Annotated in this window: 15 protein-coding genes and 6 tRNA genes; 14 read left to right on the forward strand and 7 right to left on the reverse strand. The window is 61.6% G+C overall.

Going from position 1 to position 15,976, the window contains the following annotated elements; translation table 11 throughout:
- Positions 1-3 precede the first annotated feature (3 nt).
- A complete protein-coding gene (locus tag RG2_RS12115) occupies positions 4-1,200 on the reverse strand; it encodes an MFS transporter (protein WP_033234716.1) in 1,197 nt (398 codons plus the stop codon).
- Between the two features lie 118 nt (positions 1,201-1,318).
- Here RG2_RS12115 and RG2_RS12120 point away from each other — a divergent pair, with 118 nt between their 5' ends.
- Both RG2_RS12120 and RG2_RS12125 read left to right on the forward strand, forming a co-directional pair.
- Positions 1,319-2,704 (forward strand): GH1 family beta-glucosidase, encoded by a 1,386-nt coding sequence (locus RG2_RS12120; RefSeq protein ID WP_033234715.1) that lies wholly within the window; start codon positions 1,319-1,321, stop codon positions 2,702-2,704.
- A 161-nt stretch (positions 2,705-2,865) separates the two neighbouring features.
- Positions 2,866-3,348, forward strand: coding sequence for an alpha-isopropylmalate synthase regulatory domain-containing protein (locus tag RG2_RS12125; RefSeq protein WP_033234714.1), 483 nt, complete (start codon positions 2,866-2,868; stop codon positions 3,346-3,348).
- 141 nt (positions 3,349-3,489) lie between these two features.
- On the opposite strand, the gene RG2_RS12130 is transcribed toward RG2_RS12125, so the two are convergent.
- The 5 genes from RG2_RS12130 to RG2_RS12150 all read right to left on the reverse strand — a co-directional run bounded on the left by RG2_RS12130 (position 3,490) and on the right by RG2_RS12150 (position 3,994).
- Positions 3,490-3,564, reverse strand: a tRNA-Val gene (locus RG2_RS12130).
- Positions 3,565-3,581: 17 nt separating this feature from the next.
- Positions 3,582-3,657 (reverse strand) — tRNA-Gly (locus RG2_RS12135).
- Between the two features lie 92 nt (positions 3,658-3,749).
- Positions 3,750-3,824, reverse strand: a tRNA-Val gene (locus RG2_RS12140).
- 1 nt (position 3,825) lies between these two features.
- Positions 3,826-3,896: transfer RNA gene (locus RG2_RS12145), tRNA-Cys, on the reverse strand.
- 25 nt (positions 3,897-3,921) lie between these two features.
- Positions 3,922-3,994 (reverse strand) — tRNA-Gly (locus RG2_RS12150).
- A gap of 285 nt (positions 3,995-4,279) precedes the next feature.
- On the opposite strand from RG2_RS12150, the gene RG2_RS12155 reads away from it, so the two are divergent.
- From RG2_RS12155 to RG2_RS12205, 11 genes are all read left to right on the forward strand, one after another.
- Positions 4,280-4,351 (forward strand) — tRNA-Val (locus RG2_RS12155).
- Between the two features lie 214 nt (positions 4,352-4,565).
- Complete coding sequence (locus tag RG2_RS12160; protein ID WP_165826376.1) at positions 4,566-4,967, forward strand: TIGR02611 family protein; 402 nt, start codon at positions 4,566-4,568, stop codon at positions 4,965-4,967.
- Between the two features lie 131 nt (positions 4,968-5,098).
- The gene (gene thrS / locus RG2_RS12165) at positions 5,099-7,156 is read left to right on the forward strand and encodes a threonine--tRNA ligase (protein ID WP_033234712.1); all 2,058 of its coding nucleotides are present in this window, start codon (positions 5,099-5,101) and stop codon (positions 7,154-7,156) included.
- Entirely contained in the window at positions 7,153-7,707 is a 555-nt protein-coding gene (locus tag RG2_RS12170; protein WP_080711748.1) for an ATP adenylyltransferase, read from the forward strand. Before thrS ends, RG2_RS12170 begins: the two co-directional genes overlap by 4 nt.
- Before the next feature lie 60 nt (positions 7,708-7,767).
- Positions 7,768-8,427, forward strand: a complete 660-nt coding sequence (gene pgsA, locus RG2_RS12175) for a phosphatidylinositol phosphate synthase (protein WP_033234710.1) — start codon at positions 7,768-7,770, stop codon at positions 8,425-8,427.
- Complete coding sequence (locus RG2_RS12180; RefSeq protein WP_033234709.1) at positions 8,424-9,326, forward strand: phosphatidylinositol mannoside acyltransferase; 903 nt, start codon at positions 8,424-8,426, stop codon at positions 9,324-9,326. The genes pgsA and RG2_RS12180 overlap by 4 nt, the downstream gene beginning before the upstream one ends.
- A complete protein-coding gene (locus RG2_RS12185; protein ID WP_033234708.1) occupies positions 9,323-10,450 on the forward strand; it encodes a glycosyltransferase family 4 protein in 1,128 nt (375 codons plus the stop codon). The genes RG2_RS12180 and RG2_RS12185 overlap by 4 nt, the downstream gene beginning before the upstream one ends.
- A complete protein-coding gene (locus RG2_RS12190) occupies positions 10,447-11,469 on the forward strand; it encodes an NUDIX hydrolase (RefSeq protein WP_033234707.1) in 1,023 nt (340 codons plus the stop codon). The genes RG2_RS12185 and RG2_RS12190 overlap by 4 nt, the downstream gene beginning before the upstream one ends.
- A 103-nt stretch (positions 11,470-11,572) precedes the next feature.
- Positions 11,573-12,481: a pyridoxal 5'-phosphate synthase lyase subunit PdxS gene (pdxS, locus tag RG2_RS12195; RefSeq protein WP_033234706.1), complete on the forward strand. Its 909-nt coding sequence runs from the start codon at positions 11,573-11,575 to the stop codon at positions 12,479-12,481.
- A gap of 27 nt (positions 12,482-12,508) precedes the next feature.
- Positions 12,509-13,171, forward strand: coding sequence for an AzlC family ABC transporter permease (locus RG2_RS12200; protein WP_230590165.1), 663 nt, complete (start codon positions 12,509-12,511; stop codon positions 13,169-13,171).
- Positions 13,168-13,476, forward strand: a complete 309-nt coding sequence (locus RG2_RS12205; RefSeq protein WP_033234704.1) for an AzlD domain-containing protein — start codon at positions 13,168-13,170, stop codon at positions 13,474-13,476. Before RG2_RS12200 ends, RG2_RS12205 begins: the two co-directional genes overlap by 4 nt.
- 86 nt (positions 13,477-13,562) lie before the next feature.
- Here RG2_RS12205 and RG2_RS12210 read toward each other — a convergent pair whose 3' ends face one another.
- A complete protein-coding gene (locus tag RG2_RS12210) occupies positions 13,563-14,501 on the reverse strand; it encodes a LysR family transcriptional regulator (RefSeq protein ID WP_033234703.1) in 939 nt (312 codons plus the stop codon).
- Positions 14,502-14,620: 119 nt separating this feature from the next.
- Between RG2_RS12210 and RG2_RS12215 the strand changes: the two genes are divergently transcribed.
- Entirely contained in the window at positions 14,621-15,868 is a 1,248-nt protein-coding gene (locus tag RG2_RS12215; RefSeq protein WP_033234702.1) for an MFS transporter, read from the forward strand.
- Positions 15,869-15,976: the final 108 nt, after the last annotated feature.

Here is a 15,976-nt window from a genome sequence, read left to right on the forward strand (position 1 = left end):
CGGCTATCCGGCTTTCTCAGCCGCCAGGCTCTCGGCGCGTTTCGGGGCAAACGCGGGTGCAAGCGCAATCAGAATCACGCAGAACGCCAGCGGGATGAGGAACCCGATCCGCAGGTCGCTGAATGCGGCAACAGCTCCGACGATTCCGCCGCCGACAACGGTGCCTACATAGTTGAAGAGGTTGATGCGAGCGATGACGGTATCCACCTGATCGGGTGGCGCCATCCGACCGGCAGCGCTGAAGCAGATCGGGGCGATCACCGGAAGGCCAAGACCGACGATCAGGAACCCGGCGATCGCAATCGCAGGAGATTGCGCCGTCACGACAATCGTCATGCCGATCACGCCGATCACTGATCCCATGCGGACGACGGCAGTTTCACCGAACTTGCCCACCCAGTAGTCGCCGGTCAATCGCGCAACCAAAGCTGCGATTTGGTAGGCAGCCATCGACAGAGCGGCAGTGCTCGCGTCGGCAAGCAGGACGTCTTCGAGGTACAGGGTCGACCAGTTGCCGATGCTGAAATCGACTGCGTAGAACAGTGCCATCGCGATGCCGAGCAGGACAAACGCTCGCATCGGGACCGTGAGCGTGACGGAGCCACCGGTATTCGTATCCGCGACGGTTGTTGCGCTTCGATCGAGCAATGACGGTCCGAATACCAGAAGCAGCAGGGCCACAATCACTCCCGCGACCACCTGGGTAACCCGTACCGAGATGTCGAGTCCTGCGGTTGCCGAGATGTAGAGCGCGCCGGCAATGGCCCCGACGCTCCAGGCTGCGTGGAACGAGCTGAGAATGAAGCGTCCCTTGGCGTGCTGGATCGAGACGGCCTGCATGTTTGCTGCCGCATCAACGATGCCGAGGCCGATTCCGTAGACAGCGAGGCAGACAAAAAAGAGTGCAGAGTTGGGGGCCAGTCCGGTGGCGCCGCCGAAGACCGCGATGACGGCCAGTCCTGTGCGGAGCGTGGTCTTGCTCGATGTTCGAACTGCGAGTCGCTCGGCGAGAACGCTGCCGAGGCCGGCGATCACTGACACCGACACAACCGCAACGACCAGCAACGACTCGCTGAGCGCAAACAAGTCCCGGTACGCGGGCAGTTGCGTCAGAATCGACGCGAGAAGAAAACCCTGGAGTCCGAAAGCCACGGAGGTGGCGATCCGAGCCTTCGTCAGGCTGCGGGTGTGATCCGTCATCGAATGTGGCCTTGTCTGTGGTTGGGCACTGCCCGCCGAACGCTACTTGATACTTGGTACTGGTCGAGTGTCCAACAAAGTCGCGTGTCGCGCAGCATTCTTTGATTAACTGACGGCTATGAGTGCACATCCAACAGCAATCTTTCCCCCCGAGTTTGTGTGGGGAACCGCGACGGCTGCGTATCAAATTGAAGGCGCGGTGACCGAAGACGGTCGGGGACCGTCGATTTGGGACGATTTCTGCACTCAACCCGGTGCTGTGGTGCGTGGCGAGACCGGCGTCGTTGCTGCTGATCACTACCACCGCTGGGAATCCGACGTCGCTCTCATGGCGCAGCTGGGACTTGACGCGTATCGCCTGTCGCTGTCGTGGTCGCGAATCCTCCCTACCGGATCAGGTGACGTGAACCAGAAGGGGCTCGATTTTTACGACCGCGTGATCGACAGGCTCTGCGAGTCCGGAATTACGCCCGCCGTCACGCTCTTTCACTGGGATCTGCCGTCAGCTCTGCAAGAGCAAGGGGGCTGGATGAATCGCGACACCGCGTATCGGTTGGGGGAGTACGCGCAGATTGTGGGCGAACGGTTTGCCGATCGTGTCGGCCTGTGGATGCCACTCAACGAGCCTGTTGTCCACACTCTGTACGGCCACGCCCTAGGAGTTCATGCCCCGGGACTTGCCTTGGGATTCGCCGCCTTCCAGGCCGCACATCACCAGCTCCTCGGGCATGGTCTGGCAGTCGACGCGCTGCGGTCGGCAGGCTGCTCGGGCATTGGCATCGCGTCCAATCACGCTCCGGTGCGCGCCGCAACGGATTCGGCGGAAGACGTGATGGCCGCAGACATCTACGACCACGTCGTCAACTGGATGTTCGCCGACCCGATACTGCTCGGAAAGTATCCGGCCGACGAATTTGCGCAGATCCTCACCGGACCGGTCGACGAGGATCTGACGATCATCAATGCGCCCCTCGACTGGTACGGCATCAACTACTACGAGCCGACGATGATCGCTGCCCCTGTCGAGGGCCAGGGCACCGACGGCGTTCTCGAGATCGATTTACCGCCGGGACTTCCCTTTGCTCCGGTGGCGATAACCGGTTACCCCACAACCGATTTCGGATGGCCGATCGTTCCCGAAGGACTTGGCGAGATCCTGCGAACATTCCAGTCGCGGTTCGGTGAGTCCCTGCCGCCGATCTACATCACCGAGAGCGGATGTTCGTTTCACGACACCTTGAACAGTTCGGGCGAGGTCAGTGACACTGCTCGAATCGAGTACCACGACGCACATCTACGGGCCCTGCGATCGGCCATGGACGACGGTGTCGACGTGCGCGGCTATTTTGTGTGGTCGCTGCTGGACAACTTCGAGTGGGCAGCCGGCTACCAGGAACGATTCGGCCTGGTCCACGTCGATTTCGACACCCAGAAGCGCACCCCGAAGGCTTCGTTCGAGTGGTATCGCAGCTTGATTGCGGCTCAGAAGGCAGCGCGGGTTTAGCGTCCAGGTTTGCGTTCTGGCGCCTGGCCGCCTAGCCTCACTCACATGAAGCGCATTCTCGTAGTACACCGCCGTAGCGGGGTCTGAATCGGACCGACCCCCCGCTGCGGGTCGTCGTGCTACCAGTTGGTCCTCCACTTCATTCCAGGAAGACCACGACAATGACTTACAACTTCGCCTTCGCTTCTGATTCTTCTTATTCCTTTGCCGGCGATCCTTTTGCTGCGCGTCATGGAAAATCCCTGCCTGCCGGCTTGCGTTCCGAATGTGCTGAGATGTCGTGGAACGAATTCGAATCCACCTACGCGGCAATGAGTGGCCCGGTCCGTCTGGGCGCATGGTCGAGCGAGAAGATTGCGCCCGGTCGCTGGACGTACGAAGCAACTCTCGGTTTGGGGGAGCGCATCGCGACGGCCTCCGCCACCGCAACCGGTCCAATTTCTGCGATGACGTCGATGCTGCACGATGCAGGAATCGCGCTGGAGATCCTGTCATTTCACCAGCACCAGATCGGCCACCGCACAGCCACCTTCATTTTCACGGAGTGCAATGGTCGTCGGAATTGGGCTATGGGCATCGGTGAGTCGGCAACAGAGTCATCACTTCGCGCGATGACGTCAGCAGCAAACCGTTTCTCGAACTGAAGCGTCGCCTTTACTGCTCGCTCACGCTGATACGGGAACCTTTGTCGGGATTCTGTATCAGCGCGAGTGGTGCAGCAAGTCTTAGTGCACAACGCAGAAAGCCGGAATCCCGTAAGGATTCCGGCTTTCTGCGTATTTCCGTGGTGCGCGATACTGGGATTGAACCAGTGACCTCTTCCGTGTCAGGGAAGCGCTCTCCCGCTGAGCTAATCGCGCGGGTCTGGAGATGAAAATGGAGCGGACGACGGGATTCGAACCCGCGACCCCAACCTTGGCAAGGTTGTGCGCTACCAGCTGCGCCACGTCCGCATGTGCATTGAACTCCGTTGCCGGCGCTCAGTGCGTGTCTAACCTATCAGACCCGCAAGCGGGTCTTGACCATCAGGCCCGAGGGCCTGACGTGGTGCGCGATACTGGGATTGAACCAGTGACCTCTTCCGTGTCAGGGAAGCGCTCTCCCGCTGAGCTAATCGCGCGAGGTGGAGACGGGAATCGAACCCGTGTGCACGGCTTTGCAGGCCGTTGCCTCACCACTCGGCCACTCCACCGTAAAAGGTTGAGTTACACCTCTCGAGCGGACGACGGGATTCGAACCCGCGACCCCAACCTTGGCAAGGTTGTGCGCTACCAGCTGCGCCACGTCCGCATCGCACCGTGTTGCTTGGGGAGTTGGTTGCTCTCCTCGGTGCGTTGAAAACATTAGCCGACGGTGTCGGATTCATACAAATCACCAGCTCAGTAGGCGTTTCGGTAGTGGAATCGCTCAAAATTGCGATGTTGCGGGCCGGCCGAGTGCGTTCGTGAAGTTCTTAAATGGGTGAAATTGGGCGTTCTGGGAGGAGAATGAATGCCAACCTGGTGATTCGTAATCGGTGCGCGAGCGTGTTAATGTTCCAACTCGTTCGAGCGCATGCGTTCGAACAGTTCGTAAGGTCCCGTGGCTCAGTGGGAGAGCGTCCGCTTCACACGCGGAAGGTCGCTGGTTCGATCCCAGCCGGGACCACAAGTACAGACTGAAGGCGTTCCCGAGAGATCGGGGACGCCTTCAGTCGTTTCTGCGCCCGACGTGCCAATCCGGGCGCACTCGAGATTTCGGTAACCTGGGTCGCAAAGACGTGCTCTTCTATGGAAACAGGTGAGGGAAGTTGACTACCAAAAAGGTCGACCCTCCCGTCGACGACTCCGACCTGACGCTCTTTCGCGAAGCCGAGTCTCGTATCCACGAAGCTGAGTCCCGCTGGTCGAGGTGGCGCGCGCACATTGCCGCCCGCCCGAGCTTGAATCTCGCGTATCGAATCGCGGTTGGTTTTGTCGGTCTCGTCGTATTGGCGGCCGGTGTACTGGCCATCCCTTATCCCGGACCTGGCTGGCTTATCGTCTTTGCCGGCCTCGGAATCCTGGCGTCGGAGTTTGCCTGGGCGCATCGACTGCTGCATTTTGCCAAGGCACGGTACGACCGTTTCATGACGTGGTTCGGCAAACAGTCCCTGTTCGTCAAGGGAATCGGCGTTCTGTTCACCACAGTGGTCGTTGTTGCAACATTGTGGCTTCTGGGCACCTTCGGCCTGATCGGGACTTGGGTTGGCCTCGACTACTCCTGGCTCGAGTCGCCACTCTGAGGTGAAAGTGGCTTGTTAACTTCAGTCGGTTGACTCGTCGGGTCGGCAGGGTAGATAACATGATCGTGCACGTGCTCGCTGTGGGTGCGATGCACGTCTTACTTGCCGCAATACATTAGGAGCACATCGCCGTGACCAGTCCCGCGCCAGAGCACTCAGCCGCCCCACTTCGGGTGCCCGCGGGGACGACCGCCGGGACTGCAGTGCGTGAGGCCGGATATCCCTCGAAGGGACCGGACGTCATTGTCGTCGTTCGTGACAGCGAGGGAACGCTCAAGGATCTGTCGTGGACCCCGGAGGTCGACGTCGAGGTTGAGCCTGTAGCCGCGTCCACCGAGGACGGCCGCAGCGTGATCCGCCACTCGGCCGCGCACGTCTTGGCGCAGGCAGTGCAGAAGGAATTCCCCGACGCGAAGCTGGGTATCGGCCCGCCGATCACCGACGGTTTCTACTACGACTTTGCTGTCGATCGTCCTTTCACCCCGGAGGATCTGGCCAAGCTCGAAAAGCGGATGAAGCAGATCATCAAGGGATCGCAGCGATTCTCCCGCCGCGTGGTCGATTCCATCGAAGACGCTCGCGTCGAATTGGCAGACGAGCCGTTCAAGCTCGAGCTCATCAACGACAAGTCGGGCATCGACGATCCGGAGATCATGGAGGTCGGTGGCAACGAACTGACCATCTACGACAACCTTGATCCGCGGACCGGCGACACCATCTGGTCCGACCTGTGCCGTGGTCCCCACATCCCGACCACCAAGCACATCCCGGCCTTCAAGTTGACCCGAAGCTCCGCTGCCTACTGGCGCGGCAACCAGGACAATGCCGACCTGCAGCGCGTCTACGGCACCGCATGGGAATCCACCGAGGCTCAGGATGAGTACTTGGAGCTCTTGGCCGAGGCCGAGCGCCGCGATCACCGCAAACTCGGTAGTGAACTCGACCTCTTCAGCTTCCCGGACGAGTTGGGCTCCGGTCTGCCGGTCTTCCATCCCAAGGGCGGAATCATCCGCACCGAGATGGAGAACTACTCGCGCAGCCGCCACATCGAGGCCGGCTACGAGTTCGTCAACACCCCGCACATCACCAAGGGGCATCTGTACGAGGTTTCGGGTCATCTCGACTGGTACCGCGACGGAATGTTCCCCGCAATGCACATCGACGCGGAACTGAACGAGGACGGCACCGTGCGCAAGCCGGGCCAGGATTACTACCTCAAGCCGATGAACTGCCCGATGCACAACCTGATCTTCCGTGCACGTGGTCGCTCGTACCGCGAATTGCCGTTGCGGCTCTTCGAATTCGGCTCCGTGTACCGCTACGAGAAGTCCGGCGTCGTCCACGGTCTGACGCGCGTGCGCGGCATGACTCAGGATGATGCGCATATCTACTGCACCCGCGAGCAGATGCGCGACGAGCTCACCACCACGCTGCAGTTCGTGCTGAATTTGCTCAAGGACTACGGTCTCGACGATTTCTATCTGGAGCTGTCCACCAAGAACCCGGACAAGTTCGTCGGTAACGACGACGTCTGGGAAGAGGCGACCGCAACACTCGCCGAGGTCGGCGAAGCTTCCGGTCTGACTTTGGTGCCGGACCCGGGTGGAGCCGCGTTCTACGGCCCCAAGATTTCCGTTCAGGTCAAGGACGCGCTCGGCCGCACGTGGCAGATGTCGACCATTCAGCTCGACTTCAACCTGCCTGAGCGCTTCGACCTCGAATACACCGGCAGCGACGGCGTCAAGACGCGGCCGGTCATGATCCACCGCGCGCTGTTCGGTTCGATCGAGCGATTCTTCGGTGTGCTGACCGAGCATTACGCGGGCGCATTCCCGGCCTGGCTCGCGCCGGTGCAGGTTGTCGGCATCCCGGTCGCCGAGGCGTTTGTCGATCATCTCTTCGACGTCACCAAGAAGCTCAAGGCGGCCGGCGTTCGAGCCGAGGTCGATTTCAGCGACGACCGGATGCAGAAGAAGATCCGCAACCACACCACGCAGAAGGTTCCGTTCATGTTGCTCGCCGGTGAGCGCGACGTCGAGGCAGGCGCCGTCAGCTTCCGCTTCCGTGATGGAACCCAGATCAACGGCATTCCCACCGACGACGCGGTTCGGATCATCACGGAGTGGATCGCTCGACGCGAAAATGCCTCTCCGACTGCGGAACTGGTTCAGCCAAGCGTGGCGCCATGAGTATGCCCGGTAGCGACGGTCCAGGTTCGTTGATCGATCAGGGTGTCGGTGATCCAGACCATCTTCAGCGGATCTGGTCGCCCCACCGGATGTCGTACATCACGGAGGCGCCCAACACGCCCGGCACGACCGGTGAACCGTTCATCGACATTCCCAAGATGTCGGACGAAGAAGGGTTGATCGTCGCCCGCGGTGAGCATGTGTACGCGGTCCTGAACCTGTACCCGTACAACCCCGGCCATCTGATGGTGGTGCCGTACCGCAAGGTCGCCGCACTCGAGGACCTGACGCCCGAGGAAAGCGCCGAGTTGATGGCGTTCACGCAACGCGCGCTGCGGGTCATCAAGAGTGTGTCCAACCCGCACGGTTTCAACGTGGGGCTCAACCTCGGCGCTGCCGCGGGTGGATCGCTGTCCGAGCACCTTCACCAGCACGTGGTTCCGCGTTGGGGTGGCGACGCCAACTTCATCACTGTCTTGGGTGGTGTGAAGGTGATGCCGCAGTTGTTGCGCGAGACCAGGGGATTACTCGCTCGTGCTTGGCAAGAGTGAGCGAACCGAGTTGATTCGACGGGTCCCGCTTCGGGACTCACGAGGTGGAGGTTTCCAGAGGTGTTGAGCTTCTTCGGACGCGCATCGGTGTCCAAGGTGACGGCACCGATGGGCCAAGCTCTGATCAAGACCGGATTGACGCCCGATGCGGTCACGATCATCGGCACGGTCGCGAGCATCGCCGGCGCCGTGACACTGTTCCCGTCCGGTCATCTGTTCTGGGGAACCATCTTCATCTGGTTCTTTGTCATGTTCGACATGCTGGACGGTGCGATGGCTCGCGCCCGTGGCGGCGGAACCCGCTATGGCGCGGTTCTCGACGCCACGTGTGACCGTGTTGCCGACGGTGCGATTTTTGCGGGCCTGGCCTGGTGGGCCGTCTACCACGAGAACAACAAGTGGCTCCTGGTGGCAACACTGATCTGCTTGGTTACCAGCCAGGTCATTTCTTACGCGAAGGCCAGAGCCGAGGCGAGCGGTCTGACGGCTGATGGCGGTTGGATCGAGCGTCCGGATCGTCTGGTCATCGTCTTGGTCGGTTCCGGCCTCACCGGCCTCGGATTGCCGTGGGCGATCCACATCGCCATGTGGGTTCTTGCCGCGGGCAGTATCGTGACTGTTTTCCAGCGTGTGCTTGCGGTGCGGAATTCGCCTGGTGCACGGGAGCTTCTACCGATCGCACCGGCTGCATCCGACACCGAAGGTGAGTCCGACAAGTGAGTGTTGCCGAGCGCGCTACCGATTTGGGTTACGCCGCCGGGTGGAGACTGGTTCGCAGTCTGCCGGAGTCCGTCGCGGTCAAGCTTTTTGACGCCGGCGCGGATTTTGCAGTGCGCAAAGGTGGTCCAGAACAACTGCGCAAGAACCTGGCCAGAGTTCTCGGAACGACGCCGGCTGAGGTTCCGGATCAGCTGATCAAGGAGTCGATGCGCTCGTACGCGAGGTATTGGCGTGAGGCGTTCCGATTGCCGTCGATGGATTTGGCGGTGACGGGCAAGGCACTGAGCGATCTGGTCGAGGGTCAGGAGTACCTCGAGAAGGCAATGGCAGACGGCAAGGGCGCTGTGTTGGCCTTGCCGCACAGCGGCAATTGGGACATGGCCGGCGTGTGGTGTGTTCAGCAGTGGGGTGGCTTGACCTCGGTTGCGGAGCGGCTGAAGCCGGAATCGCTGTACGAGCGTTTTGTGGAGTATCGCGAGAGCCTCGGCTTCGAGATCTTCCCGCTGAGCGGCGGGGAGCATCCACCGTTCGTTGAACTGTCGAAAGATCTGCACGAGAACAAAATTGTGTGCCTGCTAGGGGAGCGCGACCTAGCGAAAAAGGGCGTGCCGGTGACGTTCTTCGGCGAACCCACTCGCATGCCCGCCGGCCCCGCAAAGCTTGCCATCGACACCGGAGCGGCCTTGTTACCGGTGCACTGCTGGTTCACCGACGACGGTTGGGGATTCAAGATCGATCCGCCGATCGACGTGTCCGAAGGCGTCGGCCCGGCCACTCAGGCGCTAGCCGACCAGTTTGCGATCAACATCGCAGCGCACCCGGCGGATTGGCACATGCTTCAACCACTCTGGCGTTCCGACCTTTCCGAATCGCGGCTCGCCCGCATGGAGGGTGAATGAAAATCGGCATGATCTGCCCGTATTCGTTCGACGTACCCGGTGGGGTGCAAGCGCATGTGGTGGATCTGGCCGAGGTGTTGATCGAGCGCGGGCACAAGGTCAGTGTGTTGGCGCCGTCGTCGGATGACGACGAACTGCCCGAGTTCGTCGTCTCGGCAGGCAAAGCCGTCGCGATTCCGTACAACGGTTCCGTCGCGCGGTTGTCCTTCGGGCCTACCGCGAATGCGCGTTTGCGTAAGTTCATCGCCGAAGGTGACTTCGACGTTCTGCACATTCACGAGCCGAACGCGCCCAGTCTGTCGATGCTTGCGTTGCGCATTGCGGAGGGGCCGATTGTCGCGACGTTCCATACGTCGACCACGAAGTCGTTGGTACTGAGCACTTTCCAAGGCGTATTAGCTCCCTACCTCGAAAAGATCAGTGGCCGCATCGCTGTCTCGGAGTTGGCCCGTCGGTGGCAGGTCGAGTCCCTGGGATCCGACGCCGTCGAGATCCCGAACGGCGTCGACGTTGCTGCGTTTGCGGGGGCGGAACTTCTACCCGGCTATCCGCGCGAAGGTGGAACCATTTTGTTCCTCGGTCGCTACGACGAACCGCGCAAGGGGATGGCGGTGCTGTTGGGTGCATTGCCCGCGCTGGTCGAGCGTCATCCGAACCTCGAGGTCATTGTCGTCGGGCGCGGCGACGAGGACAAGCTTCGTAAGGAAGCCGGTCGGTACTCCCGCCACTTGCGTCTGCTCGGTCAGGTCAGTGACGAGGAGAAAGCGTCGGCGTTGCGTAGTGCCGACGTGTACTGCGCACCCAATCTCGGTGGTGAGAGCTTCGGGATCGTGCTGGTGGAGGCGATGGCAGCGGGGACCGCAGTCGTGGCCAGTGAACTCGACGCCTTCCGCCGGGTGCTTCGCGACGGGCAGGCCGGATTGTTGGTTCCGATCGGGGATTCCGACGCACTTGCCGTGGCTATCGATTCGGTTCTCGGTGATCCTGACCGTCGTAGGGCTTTGGTCAATACTGCGACCGCGGTGGTTGCCGAATACGACTGGCCTGTTGTGGCCGAACAGATCCTGCGGGTCTACGAGACCGTGACCGTGGGCGGCACCGGCGTGCATGTGGTGGGATCGTGACTTTTTCTGCACTAACAATTTTTGTCCTCGGGCTCATCGCTGCGGTTGTTCTGGTCATCGGGCTCTGGGCGTACGCAACGGCAAACCGGTTGGACCGCTTGCACGTCCGGTCGGATCAGTCGTGGCTGGCGCTCGATGCGGCGTTGTCGCGTCGGGCCGCTGTGGTTCGCGCTGCGGCGGTCGACATGAGTGCCGAGGATGCTCGACGGTTCGTGAAGCTGGCGGATGCTGCCGAACGTGCCGATCGGCAGGACCGTGAGCTGGCGGAGAACCGACTCTCCAATGCGCTTGCCGCATATGGAACGACGTCGCTGCGGCCGCAGTTGGTTGCGGAGCTGGCTGACGCGGAGGCTCGGGTACTGATCGCTCGGCGGTTCCACAACGACGCTGTCCGTGACACCCTCGCGTTGCGAACCCGTAGGTTGGTCCGTTGGCTTCACCTGGGTGGAACCGCGCCGCTGCCACAGTATTTCGAGATCACCGAACGGACCACCGCGGCCGCAGTTCCCGAGGGCATTACCGTGGATACGGCTCGGACGTCCGCACGAGTGGTGCTGCTCGATCGACAAAACCGCGTGCTGCTTCTGCGCGGCCACGATCCGAAGATCCCGGACCGGCAGTTCTGGTTCACCGTCGGCGGGGGAATCGAGCGTGGCGAACAAATTCGGGCCGCTGCAGTTCGTGAGGTGGCCGAGGAAACAGGGTTGACGATCGCGCCGGAAGACCTCCGTGGACCGCTGTGGCGCCGCGTCGCGATCTTCCCGTTCGACGGCGAATTGATCCGCTCGGAGGAATTGTTCTTCACCACTCGTACCTCTGGCTTCACTCCGGTGTTCAAGGGCCACACCGAATTGGAACAACGTGCGATTTCCGGCTACCGGTGGTGCAGCGCTGACGTCATTCGTGAACTGACAAAGGCTGGGGAGCCGGTGTATCCGCTCGATTTGGCAAACTTGCTGGCAGAAGCTGCGACCGTCGCTGATGGCACCGAAGATCCGGAAGTCCGCTCGATCCGCTGATCGCATTTAAGGCCAGCAATGGCAAATTGGCTACGGAATCAAAGGCCGGTTCGTTCTACAGTTCTGGGGTTCGATCATCACGCCACTATTGCAGGAGTTTGCTGTGAGCACCCCCGATTCCGCCCCCACCACTGCCGTTGGCACCGCACGCGTCAAGCGCGGTATGGCCGAGATGCTCAAGGGTGGTGTGATCATGGACGTGGTCACCGCCGAGCAGGCCAAGATCGCCGAAGACGCCGGCGCTGTAGCTGTCATGGCACTCGAGCGCGTCCCCGCAGACATTCGCGCCCAGGGCGGCGTCTCGCGTATGAGCGATCCGGACATGATCGACAGCATCATCTCCACCGTCAGCATCCCCGTCATGGCGAAGGCGCGTATCGGCCACTTCGTCGAAGCGCAGATCCTGCAGAGCCTCGGCGTCGACTACATCGACGAGTCCGAAGTTCTCACCCCGGCCGACTACGCCAACCACATCGACAAGTGGAAGTTCACGGCTCCTTTCGTTTGTGGTGCTACCAACCTCGGTGAAGCACTGCGTCGTATCAACGAAGGTGCGGCCATGATCCGCTCCAAGGGTGAAGCCGGCACCGGAGACGTCTCCAACGCCACCACCCACATGCGCACCATCCGCGCGGAGATCCGTCGTCTCACCTCGCTTAGCGAGGACGAGTTGTACGTCGCGGCAAAGGAATTGCAGGCTCCGTACGAGCTCGTCGTCGAGGTTGCCAAGGCCGGCAAGCTTCCCGTCACCATGTTCACCGCCGGTGGCATCGCCACCCCGGCCGACGCCGCGATGATGATGCAGCTCGGCGCCGAGGGCGTGTTTGTCGGATCGGGCATCTTCAAGTCCGGTAACCCGCAGCAGCGTGCCGAGGCCATCGTCAAGGCCACGACGTTCTTCGACGACCCGGACGTGCTGGCCAAGGTTTCTCGCGGTCTGGGCGAAGCAATGGTCGGCATCAACGTCGACGACCTGCCCGTCGGACATCGTCTCGCCGAGCGCGGTTGGTGATTTTTTCCAGGGCGGTAATCTGACTTGGTGCCTGATCGTCAATCCCTTGCGGCTCTACTCCCGTTGGGATTGGCGATGGCGTTGGTCGGTGCCTCGTTCGGAGCGGTTGCGGTAGCGGCGGGGGTGTCGTTGCCGCAGGTTATTGCTCTGTCGGGCATCGTCTACGCGGGCGGAGCTCAGTTTCTTGTGGTGGCGGCGGTGGTTGCGGGTGCAGCCCCCGCCGCTGTCGTTTTTGGTGGGCTGCTTCTCAACGCGCGTCACCTGCCGTACGGATTGGTGCTTGCCGACGTTCTGCGGGGGAGTTGGCGCTCACGCATCTTCGGCGCGCACCTGATGACCGACGAAGCTACAGCTTTCACCACAGCGGAGCTTGCGTCGCACGGTGACGTGGCTCGTGCCCGCAAGACGTTCTTCGCTGCGGGAATCACGCTGTTTCTTGCGTGGAATATCGGTACCGCGATCGGCGCAGTCGGCGGCAATCTTCTGGGCGAGCCCAACGCGCTCGGTATCGACGCGGCATTTCCGGCAGCACTGCTGGCGCTCACCGCCGGAGCGTGGCGAGACCGGCTCGACCGCCGGGTTGCGTTGCTGGGGGCGGCCATTGCGGTGGTTTTGACGCCTGTGCTGCCTGCCGGTCTTGGCGTCATCGGCGGCTTGCTCGGTTTGATCGCTGCGGGCCGTAACCGATGAGTTGGTGGATCATCGGCCTGATTGCCTTGGGAACCTTTGGCTTTCGTATTTCCGGGCCAGTGTTGCGGGATCGAATTCATCTCAGTCCGCGGGCGGTACGCATGCTCGGGTTGGGCGCAACCGCACTGTTGGTATCGCTGGCCGCTACGCAGGCCGTGTACTCCGGTGACGGTTTTGCCGGGTGGGCGCGGGTGCTCGGTGTTGCTGTCGCAGGCGTACTGATTTGGCGCCGTGCACCATTCGTGGTGATTGTGGTGGGCGCGGCGACGGTGACCGCGTTGTTGCGTCTGGCCGGCGTTACGTGATGAGTGCTCAAATGAATCACCGTGCGTGAATGGGTGTGAAACCTCTTGTCGATCCCCGATGTGCCGCAGTCGGCCCGGTATCTCAGTCAGTGCGGAGCCGACGTTGCCCAGGACGGACGCCATACGGTTTCCGGGAGCGGTGTCAGGTTTCCGAAGTGCTTGATGATCGCCGCTAGTGAAGGGTGTGGATTCGCGGTGCGGAGAATGAGCGAAAGCGGATATGCGAGAGTTGGATTCACGATCGGTATGCGGCGCAGGTCGTAGTTAGTCGGCCAGATGTAGCGGTCGCGCGCACCGACGAGAGTGGCCACGTCCGCGGAGTCCGCGAGGGTCTCGAGAAGGACCTCGTCGCCGAAGTGCGGGCCGGTGGCGTCGATGCGTAAGTCGAATTCGGTGGCGAGCTGATCGTAGAACTCACCCCATTCGGTGCGGGGCGCGATACCCGGTACCCAGATCCGATGCCTGCGCAGCTGAGGTGGCGTCAGTGTTCGCGAGGAGGCAAGTGGATGTCGTGGTCCGACAAGGAGTTCCAATGGGGAATCGAAAGCGTGAATCGTGCGCACGTCGCGCGGCAACATCGTCGGATCTGTCACGGTGCGAAACGTGGCGTCGATCTCGCCCGCTTCGACGGCGGCGACGGCTACGCGCGGGTCGTTGACTCTGAGAGTCACTACGTCGAGATTGATTTCGGGATGTGACCGCCAGTAATCGTGCAGAATAACGGCCTGCGCGCTACGCAGGCCGAGAACGTCGATTCGAAGTGCCCGCGAACCTGGTCGGACCGCAGTGATGGCACGCTCGACTCCCGTGACGATGTTCCGCGCATGCGGGAGAAATGCTTGTCCGTCGAGTGTCAGCTCGACTCCGCGGGCGGTACGGGTGAACAACCGAACTTCCAGCTCGCGTTCCAGGGCGGCGATACGCTTCGAGACGGCTTGTTGTGTCACACCCAGCTCGTTGGCTGCATGTTGCAGCTGTCCGAGCTCTGCTGCCCGTACGAATGATCGCACTGCTTCGGTATCCATTCACCCAGCCTATTCATGCACAACTGATCGTTGTGGCTTGCCGACTGTCGGTTGTTTGATCGTGCGTCGGTACAGCTGGTGTGATTCATGCCGACGTCGGCGTTGCAAAGGGGAGTTGTATGCGGGTGGACTTGGGGCGCAGTTTCGGCTGGCTGTGGACGGCCTACGCCATCAGCACCTACGGCACGTGGCTTGCCTTCGGAGCGTTCGCCCTCATTGCTGTGCAAGTGCTGCACTCATCGGCATTCGCAGTCGCGCTCCTGGGATCGGCGGGACTTGCCGTTGCCGCGATCGTTGCGTTCCCGCTCGGGCCGTGGGTCGAGCGCAGGGCAAAACGGCCGGTGATGATCGCGACGGACCTGGCCCGATTCTTCGCAATGGCGAGTGTTCCGATCGCGTATTTCTTCGACATCCTGACCTATGGGCAACTGCTGGTTGTCTCGGTTGTCTCCGGAACCGCAGGTATCGTCTTCTCTGCCGCTTCCGGCGCATATCTGAAACATGTCGTCCGCAGCGATCACCTCCTTGTCGCAAACGGAAGATTTGAAAGCACGAGTTGGGTGGCAACCGCGGCGGGGCCGCCCCTTGGCGGCGCGCTCATCGGACTGCTCGGTCCAGTCGTCACAGTCGCGGCCGACGCCTTCAGCTTTCTGCTGTCCGCTCTCGGGGTTCTCCGCATTCGTGGCGACGACGTCGAGGCGCCTGGAGGCGCGCCCACCAGAGTGCGCGCCACTGACCTGTTGAACGGCTGGCGGCACATTCACGCCGACCGTGTGCTTCGACGTCTGTTTCTCAATTCCGTGATAGTCAGTGGCCTGATCATGGCAACCAGCCCCCTCCTGGCCGTCCTCCTTCTCGGTCAATACCATTTCCCCGCTTGGCAATACGGTCTTGCGTTCGGCATCCCAGCACTCGGGGGTTTCGCGGGTGCCCGCCTTTCCGCGCCACTCGTCGCTCGGTACGGGCGCCACCGCGTTATGATCGTCTCCGGTTGGCTGCGCTCGATCTTCCCGCTCGGCCTCGCGTTCACCCAACCCGGCGTCGCCGGACTTATCACGGTGATTGTCGTTGAGGGCCTGTTGATCACGTGTATGGGCATCTTCAATCCCATTAATGCGACCGAACGCTTGCAGCGCACTTCTGCCGATCACGCCGCGCAGGTCCTCACCACATGGAGCGTCAGCAGCAAACTCGCTCAGGCGACGCTCATGTTGGTGTGGGGCGTGCTCGCGACACTCACCAGTCCGCTGGCCGGGATCACGACGGCAGGCGTTCTCCTACTTGCCACCCCGCTCCTGCTGCCCACACGGGCGCATATGACCGCGCCCGAGGCTGGAGTGTCGGATAAAGGCGTCCGGGCAGGATGACTCACGCAAACGTGGCGTCCAGATCTAGAACAATATTTCAGGTCTATGCAAATGCGCGATGCGCTGGTCGGTCAGAACATGATGTATCACCGGCATCCGAATCAGCAT

The organism is Rhodococcus globerulus NBRC 14531, from assembly GCF_001894805.1.
In the GTDB taxonomy this organism is placed as follows: Bacteria; Actinomycetota; Actinomycetes; order Mycobacteriales; family Mycobacteriaceae; genus Rhodococcus_F; species Rhodococcus_F globerula.